At 41.6% G+C, this 7922-nt stretch carries 5 protein-coding genes and 2 pseudogenes; 6 read left to right on the top strand and 1 reads right to left on the bottom strand.

Annotated features, from left to right (window positions below; translation table 11 throughout):
- Positions 1 to 281: 281 nt before the first annotated feature.
- Together VKJ25_RS13810 and VKJ25_RS13805 are read left to right on the top strand one after the other, a co-directional pair.
- Positions 282 to 1244, top strand: a pseudogene (locus VKJ25_RS13810) (DUF3604 domain-containing protein); the annotation flags it as partial.
- Between the two features lie 41 nt (positions 1245 to 1285).
- Positions 1286 to 2414 (top strand): annotated as a pseudogene (locus tag VKJ25_RS13805) (DUF3604 domain-containing protein).
- 340 nt (positions 2415 to 2754) lie between these two features.
- Here VKJ25_RS13805 and VKJ25_RS13800 read toward each other — a convergent pair.
- Positions 2755 to 3762 (bottom strand): helix-turn-helix domain-containing protein, encoded by a 1008-nt coding sequence (locus tag VKJ25_RS13800; RefSeq protein WP_324237206.1) that lies wholly within the window; start codon positions 3760 to 3762, stop codon positions 2755 to 2757.
- Positions 3763 to 4124: 362 nt separating this feature from the next.
- On the opposite strand from VKJ25_RS13800, the gene VKJ25_RS13795 reads away from it, so the two are divergent.
- From VKJ25_RS13795 to VKJ25_RS13780, 4 genes are all read left to right on the top strand, one after another.
- Positions 4125 to 5081: a DMT family transporter gene (locus VKJ25_RS13795; RefSeq protein WP_324237205.1), complete on the top strand. Its 957-nt coding sequence runs from the start codon at positions 4125 to 4127 to the stop codon at positions 5079 to 5081.
- Positions 5082 to 5298: 217 nt separating this feature from the next.
- Positions 5299 to 6165, top strand: a complete 867-nt coding sequence (locus VKJ25_RS13790; protein WP_324237204.1) for a shikimate dehydrogenase family protein — start codon at positions 5299 to 5301, stop codon at positions 6163 to 6165.
- 120 nt (positions 6166 to 6285) lie between these two features.
- Positions 6286 to 7035, top strand: a complete 750-nt coding sequence (locus VKJ25_RS13785; protein WP_324237203.1) for a class I SAM-dependent methyltransferase — start codon at positions 6286 to 6288, stop codon at positions 7033 to 7035.
- Positions 7036 to 7121: 86 nt separating this feature from the next.
- The gene (locus VKJ25_RS13780) at positions 7122 to 7922 is read left to right on the top strand and encodes a TIGR01459 family HAD-type hydrolase (protein ID WP_324237202.1); all 801 of its coding nucleotides are present in this window, start codon (positions 7122 to 7124) and stop codon (positions 7920 to 7922) included.

The following is a 7922-nucleotide window of genomic DNA, read 5'->3' as shown; positions in this document are numbered from 1 at the left end:
CTTTGTGCTAGCAGTTGTTGGGGTAATGGAAAGCTTGAAACGGTTTGGTTCCGAGAACTATCCGCGTTGGTTGGGATGGGTTCCCACCTACAGTATTGGAACAATGGCATCTTTCTGGTGTATTCAGCGAGTTGTAGCGTTTTGGGGATAAAGCCGAACCTGGCATCTCACAATAGTTTGGGAAATTTCCAAGCCATTGACTGAGTGTAAGTCCAGCAATAAAACGATTCGCTTCCTAACCAGAGGCGATTTACCAAACTATATCTAAGGAGTAATATCCGATGAAATTGAAACCTTTATCTCTACAGATTCGACCTTTGTGGTTGCGAATCCTCACTGTGGGGATTCTTAGTCTAATACTATCTATGGGACAAATGCCATTCGCATTAGCCCAGAGTGAAGTAAACCCCGTTGAACGAAAAGCCCTCTTCGGCGACTTGCACGTTCACACCAACTACTCCCTTGACAGCTACCTCGGGCAAAACCCCAATGGCCCCCGCGAAGCCTACCGCTTCGCCAAAGGCGGAACAGAGATGACCGCAGCAGGAGAACCCCACGCATTGAAAACCCCTCTTGATTTCACTGCGGTCACTGACCATGCAGAGTATCTGGGGGAAATGGGGGTTTGCAATATCAACGACGAGGATAATCCTGACTATGACTCTGAGGAATGTCAGAAACTTCGGGCTGCCCTGGAAGACGCAGATTTCGCAGGAAAGATATTTATATTCATTGGGGAAGGTGGAGACCTGGGTATATGTGACGAAAATCGGGAAAACTGCAACAAATATACTCCTAAGCTCTGGGAAGATATCCAGAGAGCAGCGGACGAGTATGACGACCGTGGAACGTTCACGACACTGAAAGCCTACGAATGGTCATCGAAGGGCAAGGTGCCGCCCGGCCATGCTGGAGGTGGAATCCACCGCAATATCTTCTTTCGCAACGACACTGTTCCCAGCACTGTTTGGTCAGCAAAAGATTCTCTCAATCCAGAGGACTTATGGGATTGGTTAGATGAAAACTGCACTGGAGAATGGGAAGCGCTCGTCATTCCCCACAACGCTAACCTGTCTGCGGGGACTGCTTTCATACCGTACTACTACGACCAAATACCCCCCATGGATACCGCACGCGCCCTCACCCAACAAAGACTGGAACGACTGGTAGAAGTCATCCAAACCAAATGCGAATCCGAGTTTCGCCCCGGTCTAGGCAATACGGACGAATTCTGCGGCTTTGAAAAACTTGATCGTCGCCCCATTTACCACGGCACCCCCGTTTTTTGGGAAAGTGCTGCCGTGCAGTCGGTCTCCCGTGCCCCATCTGTAGGGATATCGGCGAACCCGAGGGTTGTGTCAGCAAATATAGCTATATCAGGGAAGGACTTAAAGAAGGCATCAAGCAAGAAGCAAAGCTCGGTGTTAATCGGTTCAAATACGGTTTTGTGGGTGCAACCGATACCCATAGCGGTTTTCCTGCTAGTGGCGAAGAATACAACGTTAAGGGTAGTCACGCCATTTCCGACGCGACCCTCGAATATCGTCTGGGCTTGGAACCAAATCCGATTGGCGAAGCGAAAGAAAACCTGTTGAACAATCCCGGTGGTGTCACTGGGGTTTGGGCGGAAGAGAACTCCCGCGATGGCATCGAAGATGAAGCGACGGGAAACCTTTGCGACCAGTAGTCCTCGGATTCAAGTCCGACTCTTTGGTGGCTTTGAGTTCCCAGACGACCTAAACGAACGCGACAATGCACTTGAGATTGCCTATAGCGTCGGCGTTCCTATGGGTGGTGACTTAAACGATGCACCAGATGAGAACGTACCAATGGATATCCTTTTAGCTCCCAAAATGTTTGTCTGGGCAATGCAAGACCCCAAGAGCGCTAAATTGCAAGGCATTCAGATTATCAAAGGCTGGTTAGACGAGAGTGGTGAACCCCAAGAGAAAGTCTATGCTGCTGCTTGCTCCGATGGTTATGAACCGGGGGAAGAAGACGAAATCTGCCCTCCTAATGGGGCAGCAATCGATATTAATACCTGTGCTATCGAGCAAGGTCCTTTAGTGCCTGGAGATGGAGAACTCAGCGCAGTTTGGCGTGACCCTGATTTTGACCCCAACCAACACGCTTTCTATTATGCACGGGTGATTGAAAATCCTACCTGTCGTTGGAGTACTTATGATGCGATCGCTTTAGGGGTTTACCCACCAACTCAAGCCCCTCCCTTCATCCGCGAGCGGGCTTGGTCTTCTCCCATCTGGTATAACCCTTTGGTGAGCAAAGCAGAACCCCTGCCGATCAAAGTTGTTCAACCAGAACCATTGATTACCCAACCTGTTGAAAATATGATTGAAGAAGATTTTTGGAACACAATCATTCACCAAGTTGAGAAACGTTATTCGACTAAGTAGATGAAGTAAATCTCTGTTTCGGGTCGTCTGACAATGTTTTAGTAGTTGACATATCCATTGATTGAGTGTAATTCACCCAACCTTGCGATCGCTTCTTTTCTGGGGCGATCGCCTACAGCGGTTTTTATTTGAGTAAACCAGAGTAGGGACGTTGCATCAGGGCGTCCCTACAAGATGCAAGGTTATGGCAATAAGGAGAATAAATTACTGATAATATAAGGTTTTGAGCTACTGGACACCTCCTGCAATTTGTACATAAGCCAGTCCAAATTTCCCACACTCCTGTACGGACGTTGCATGCAACGTCCCTACACCAAATTTCCCACACTCCCCTTTGCTCCTATGCTTTCTTTCTCAACGTCTCTGAAGGCAACTCCCCAAACATGGTTTTGTAATATCTAGTAAAATGACTCGGACAATAGAACCCATATTCATTAGCCAGAAAAACAATGGTACAATTTTCGGGGTTGCTTGCTTTTAGGCGTTGTCGCACTGCATTCAGTCGTCGTACTTTAAGATAACGCATCGGACTGATGCCAAATAAATCTTTAAAACCAAAAGATAACGCACGGCTGCTAGACCCTAAATTTTCAGCTAGTTGTTTTAAAGTCAGAGGTTGATTTAAGTTGGCTAACATCTCTTTTTCAGCTTGGGCAATCAACTTTGATCTTCGGGAAGGTTTGAGAAAAGACTGGGAATTTAACTTAATAGGAATCTGAATCATCAACAAAGGAACAAAATCATCAGCAATGAGTTTCTCAATATGAGGGTTTTGTAACCAAGTCGGTTGGTGTACTGCTAACCAAATCAGTTGTTTCAGATAATCTTTTATTTCTTGTATCCCAGTTAGAGGCAAATTAACATGATTTTTACTGCGGAAATTATCGTCTAGATCGTGGCGTTGTAGTTTGTCTGCATAAGCATCAAAAGTTTGAACAGGCATCAAAATTTGTGTTAATGCTCCACCGTGAGAACTGATGAAGTCTGTTCCTCTGCGATTGAAACCAAAAATAGTCCTTTGAGGCTCGATAGCGTAACGGAAAGAGTAATATTTCTTTTCATTCTCAGACCAAATTATCGAAAAATTTATATGATCCTTTGTAAGAGGATCGCCCAATAATTGAAGCCCTTGGTTCACCTGATTATATACGAAATATATGTCACCAACCTGAATTGACAAAACCTCAGCTTCAAGAAAGCCGGGACTAATTTGTATTATTTCTCTCCTTTGATGGGCAAAAAACTCTTTGAAACCATCCACATCTGTAAAAGACTTGGAGATAATCTTCTGATTGCCTATCCCAGGAGCATCTTGACCTTGGGTAATTTTACTATTGTTTCTATTCATCAACTAACTTATCTTTTGCACTACTCCATCAAAAAAAATAATCAAACAATTTATAAGTAAAAATTATACAAAAAAACAATTAGTTATTTAATTTGTATAACTGAGAAAGTTACAGTTTTTGCTTACTCACAGAGATAGTTTACCACTAAACTAACTTTTGAGTGAAAAAGTATGCAGGACTCATACTGATTTAGTTATGGTCTAAGCTAGTTTTTCTGACTTTGTTGAATAAATACACAATAAAATATCCAAATATTAGTTTTGTTTATTAGGTTTTACCGATGATTTTGAATAGAATTTGTAGAATGATATTTGAACTCTACCAAATTCGGAACTAAATCAAGCTAATAATTTCAGGAATAATGTTACACACACAAACAACAGCAAGAGCAAATTGGATGGGATTGATACTCTTGTCAACTGCCATTTTGATTTTATCTTCGGCTTCAATTCTGATTCGACTCAGCGAAAACGAACTCGGCCCTTTGGCAACTATTTTTAATCGTCTTTGGATTGCGATTATTGCTTTAGTAGTCTGGAAAACCTTTACGAAAGCACGCTCCCAAATCATTGAGGGTGTTTCCATTCAACCCGAAACCTACACGAAGAAAGATATAGTTCTGAGTGTAATGTCTGGTCTGATTAGTGTACCTTGTGTATTGTTATGGGCTTGGTCTTTAACAGAATCTAGCGTTACCAACTCTAACTTACTCCATAATTTAATGCCATTATTTGTCGCTTTGACTGGATGGTTATTTTTAGGCAAAAAATTTGATTATTACTTTTTGAGCGGTTTAGTTCTTGGACTCGGAGGAACTATTTCAATTAGCATACAAGATTTCCATATTTCTCCAGATCACCTGATAGGCGATCTGGCCGCTTTACTTTCTGCTTGGTTTTATGCAGGGACTTATATGCTTGTGGAAAAACTACGAGAAAAATTTTCGACAACTACAGTCCTTCTCTGGGCTTGCAGTATAGAACTATTAGTTGTTTTTCCGGCAACTTTGCTGACTGAAAATCAACTGTTTCCTTCTTCGCTGAACGGATGGTTAGTCGCTATTGGGCTGGGGGTTTTCTGTCAAGTTATTGGTCAAGGAATTATGGCTTATAGCTTGAAGCAATTTTCATCAGGATTTGTTTCTCTTTTTATATTGCTCGAACCGATTTTTACAGGCTTTTTAGCCTGGATTATTTTTGCCGAGGAATTAACGGTTATGAATGGCATAGCTTTCTTTGTTGTTTTAACTGGAATTTACTTAGCTCAATTAAGTCAAAGTGTAAACAAACAAATCTTGATTCAGGATGAAATTATTTAACAATTGTCGAAACCCTAAAGTCTATACCAAGGCTACCTATTATATAGAATCCGGTTGAATACTTGTTATATATTTAGGGGAGTTTGGGGAAGGTGGGGAGGGTGGGAAGATGAGAAGTAGAAACTGTAGATAGAATTATGAACATACACGCTTGTAACCGGATTCTATATTATTGCTAGTCCAGTCAAACATCTGTACAACATAAATTTTTTAACTCATGGTATACACACAAAAGTCTCCAAGTACTGTTAGCTCAATTCAAGAATTTAAACTTGCCTATTTTGGACGTGTTCTTTCTCATAGTCGTTTAGGAGAAGTCTACAAACTCTGCTGTCATTCACAGGGAATAGACCTGAAACTTCGACAGTTTGAAGTGGATCCGAAAGAGTTAAAAGCAAAGATGTTAGACCTAAAATCTAAGTCAGGAACCCATATTTGCATCACCGTGCCTTATAAAGTTCAAGCTTTTGAATTGTGCGATTTTTTAACAGAACGTGCCCGTCAAGCAGGTTCCGTTAATATTATTCGTAATGAACAAGGAGTATTTTACGGTGATAATTCTGATGGAGAAGGTTTTATCAGAGATGTCAAAGGCAACCATAGACTATCATTTCGCAATCAGAAATTATTAGTCTTAGGTGCCGGTGGTGTGTTGCGGGGTATGTTGATGGAACTTATTAACCAATGTCCTAAAAGTATCTTAATTTGTAATCGCAGTCCAGAGCGTCTTGAAAGGATTAAACGGGATTTTCCTTTTGATCTGATCAGCACTTGCACTTATAAGAATATTCCTCAAGAGCCTTTTGATTTTATTATCAATGCCACGTCAGCCAGTATTAAGGGACATCACTTACCCTTAAGTCCGGCGATCGTTGGCCCAGATACCCATTGTCTGGAGTGTGCTTACAAAATTGCCGATCGCACGATATTTCAGAAATGGGCGATCGCTTCTGGGGCTAAATCGTCAATAAATGGCTTGGGAATGCTAGTCGAACAAGCTGTAGTTGCTCTAGATTTCTTTTCTAATCTTTCTATCAATTCTACTCCAATCTTAAAGCACTATGAGCGTCAAAAATCGTACTGATTCCTGGCACGAACTCGGCGATCGGATTCCCGGTTTCAAAGAACTCAAACGTCAACAATACCAATCTCTCACTTGTCAAATTAGAATTATAGGTTAGCTGGAAAAATGAAGATGCTTAACATGAACGAATTTATTAAGAATATCTATGAAGCAGGCTCGGTTGTAGGACGTAGTGGGAAAGTTCATGAACTACACTCCACGATCGATCGCGAAGAAGGTGAGCTTCTATTTTCTATCATTAATAGTGATTCCACGATCCGCAAAACTTTAGAAGTCGGCTGTGCATACGGACTTTCCTCCCTATATATTTGCTCAGGCACAAGAGAACGACCGGGCGCTTCACACACTATTATAGACCCTTTCCAAAATACCCAATGGGATGGTGTTGGAATAAAGCAATTGGAGGAGGTAGGAATTGATTTCTACAGCCTAATCGAAAAGAAATCAGAATTTGCGCTTCCCAAACTATTAGAAACAAATGAAGGTCAATTTGATTTCATTTTTATAGACGGATGGCACACTTTTGACCATACACTGCTAGATTGCTTCTATACAACTCGACTGCTAAGAGTAGGGGGTATCCTTGCCATTGATGATGTCTGCTTTCCATCAGTGAAGCGTGTTGTTGATTTCTTAAAGAATTACCCGTGTTACGAAGAAGTGGGAGTGGTTGGGAAAAAGCTTACAAAATCATGGAAGCAAGTCGGTACAAGGTTTATGTTGTCTTCAATTAAGCAAGAAAGATGGTCAAACATCCTATCGAAGAAATTGTATGGGGAAATATTTGAAGATCGAGAGAATAGAATGGTCGCACTTAGAAAAATCCAAGACGATCAGCGAAACTGGTACTGGCATGATGACGCGTTTTAAAGACAAAGTAGATAACAAGGCAACGGCAGTTGCTCTAGATTTCTTTTCTAATCTTTCTACCAATTCTACTCCAATCTTGAAACATTATGAGCGTCAAAAATTGTACTGATTCCTGGCATAAACTCGCCGATCGATTCGATGTTTTTTTTATTGATTTATGGGGTGTGCTCATAGATGGCGAACGATGCTTTCCCCATGCCATAGCGTGGCTGACATTTCTAAAGAGTCAGGGAAAAACCGTTGTCTTGATTAGCAATACACCGACAATGGGAGAATTTATGTCTGAGCAACTCTCATCCTTGGGTATTAGGCGATCGCTTTATCAAGCCATTGTTACTTCTGGAGACACAACTCGATATCTGCTTTCTGCTGATACAGCGACTAATAAAACAATTGTTGGTTCCCGTTATTATTATATGGGTGAGCCTCAACATGATCAGTTATTGCAGGGTTTACCCTACTCGCGAGTTAACCAACCTCAAGAGGCAGAATTTATATTGCTAACGGCAACAGATTCTGCTTTTGGCTCTCCTCAAGATTTTCAAGTCTTTCTAGAAAGAAAAGTAACAATGCTATGTGTAAATCCTGATTTACATACCCTTTCACTGCTAGGAGAAAAGCGATTCTGTGCAGGTTCAGTTGCCCAAATGTATCAACAACTCGGTGGAGAGGTTATTTATATTGGCAAGCCTTTTCCAGATATATTTGCCCTAGCTCATTCCCATGTCAATTTTGTAGATAAGGCAAGTATCGTCATGCTGGGAGATACGCTTTATACTGATATTAAAGGTGGGCTTGATTATGGGATCAAGACAGCTTTAGCGAACAAAAAGTTGTCATCTCAAGATATCAAGCCTGATTATGTCTTCATGCAATTTACTCAATAA

Origin of the sequence: Okeania sp. (genome assembly GCF_035285525.1) — a bacterium.
Classification (GTDB): domain Bacteria; phylum Cyanobacteriota; class Cyanobacteriia; order Cyanobacteriales; family Microcoleaceae; genus Trichodesmium.
The sequence above is the reverse complement of the archived record's forward strand: the minus strand, read 5'-3'. Positions and strand labels throughout refer to the sequence as shown.

Bases quoted from the DNA above. Each gene is read 5' to 3' on its own strand.
- VKJ25_RS13800 (WP_324237206.1), bottom strand. From the start codon at position 3,762: ATGAATAGAAACAATAGTAAAATTACCCAAGGTCAAGATGCTCCTGGG.
- VKJ25_RS13795 (WP_324237205.1), top strand. From the start codon at position 4,125: ATGTTACACACACAAACAACAGCAAGAGCAAATTGGATGGGATTGATA.
- VKJ25_RS13790 (WP_324237204.1), top strand. From the start codon at position 5,299: ATGGTATACACACAAAAGTCTCCAAGTACTGTTAGCTCAATTCAAGAA.
- VKJ25_RS13785 (WP_324237203.1), top strand. From the start codon at position 6,286: ATGAACGAATTTATTAAGAATATCTATGAAGCAGGCTCGGTTGTAGGA.
- VKJ25_RS13780 (WP_324237202.1), top strand. From the start codon at position 7,122: ATGAGCGTCAAAAATTGTACTGATTCCTGGCATAAACTCGCCGATCGA.